This window comes from Micromonospora sp. NPDC049645 (genome assembly GCF_040675155.1).
GTDB lineage: Bacteria > Actinomycetota > Actinomycetes > Mycobacteriales > Micromonosporaceae > Micromonospora.
The window spans coordinates 3,841-5,214 of the sequence record NZ_JBFAOI010000037.1 but is presented as its reverse complement, the minus strand read 5'-3'; the positions used below and the strand labels follow the sequence as shown (position 1 = coordinate 5,214).

General features: G+C 55.5%; 2 rRNA genes (1 of these 2 only partly in view). Both read right to left on the bottom strand.

Annotated features, from left to right (window positions below):
- Positions 1 to 10: 10 nt before the first annotated feature.
- Positions 11 to 127: ribosomal RNA gene (gene rrf, locus AB0J33_RS31125) — 5S ribosomal RNA — on the bottom strand.
- Positions 128 to 212: 85 nt separating this feature from the next.
- Positions 213 to 1,374, bottom strand: a 23S ribosomal RNA gene (locus AB0J33_RS31120); it runs 2,048 nt beyond the window's last position.

The following is a 1,374-nucleotide window of genomic DNA, read 5'->3' as shown; positions in this document are numbered from 1 at the left end:
CTGGAAGATTGTCCGGCGGTGTCCTACTCTCCCACACCCTCACGAGTGCAGTACCATCGGCGCTGGAGGGCTTAGCTTCCGGGTTCGGAATGTAACCGGGCGTTTCCCCTCCGCCATGACCGCCGTAACTCTATGAACATATCAAACAACCCCGGCACACACTCACGGGTGTTCGCTTGTTCAGAGTTGCACAGTGGACGCGTAGCAGCTTAGTAGTCAAGTCCTCGGCCTATTAGTACCGGTCAACTGAACCCGTTACCGGGCTTACATTTCCGGCCTATCAACCCAGTCGTCTAGCTGGGGGCCTTACCCCACCAAAGGTGGGTGGGATACCTCATCTTGAAGCAGGCTTCCCGCTTAGATGCTTTCAGCGGTTATCCCTTCCGAACGTAGCTAACCAGCCGTGCCCTTGGCAGGACAACTGGCACACCAGAGGTTCGTCCGTCCCGGTCCTCTCGTACTAGGGACAGCCCTTCTCAAGTATCCTACGCGCACGGCGGATAGGGACCGAACTGTCTCACGACGTTCTAAACCCAGCTCGCGTACCGCTTTAATGGGCGAACAGCCCAACCCTTGGGACCTGCTACAGCCCCAGGATGCGACGAGCCGACATCGAGGTGCCAAACCATCCCGTCGATATGGACTCTTGGGGAAGATCAGCCTGTTATCCCCGGGGTACCTTTTATCCGTTGAGCGACACCGCTTCCACTCGCAAGTGCCGGATCACTAGTCCCGACTTTCGTCCCTGCTCGACCTGTCAGTCTCACAGTCAAGCTCCCTTGTGTACTTGCACTCAACACCTGATTGCCAACCAGGCTGAGGGAACCTTTGGGCGCCTCCGTTACCTTTTAGGAGGCAACCGCCCCAGTTAAACTACCCACCAGACACTGTCCCTGAACCGGATAACGGTCCGAAGTTAGATACCCAAATCAACCAGAGTGGTATTTCAAGATTGCCTCCACCCATACTGGCGTATGGACTTCACCGGCTCCCACCTATCCTACACAAGCTAATTCGAGTACCAATGTCAAGCTATAGTAAAGGTCCCGGGGTCTTTCCGTCCTGCCGCGCGTAACGAGCATCTTTACTCGTACTGCAATTTCGCCGGGCCTGTGGTTGAGACAGTGGGGAAGTCGTTACGCCATTCGTGCAGGTCGGAACTTACCCGACAAGGAATTTCGCTACCTTAGGATGGTTATAGTTACCACCGCCGTTTACTGGCGCTTAAGTTCTCCGCTTCGCCCCGAAGAGCTAACAGGTCCCCTTAACGTTCCAGCACCGGGCAGGCGTCAGTCCATATACATCGAATTACTTCTTCGCATGGACCTGTGTTTTTAGTAAACAGTCGCTTCCCCCTGCTCTCTGCGGCCATGC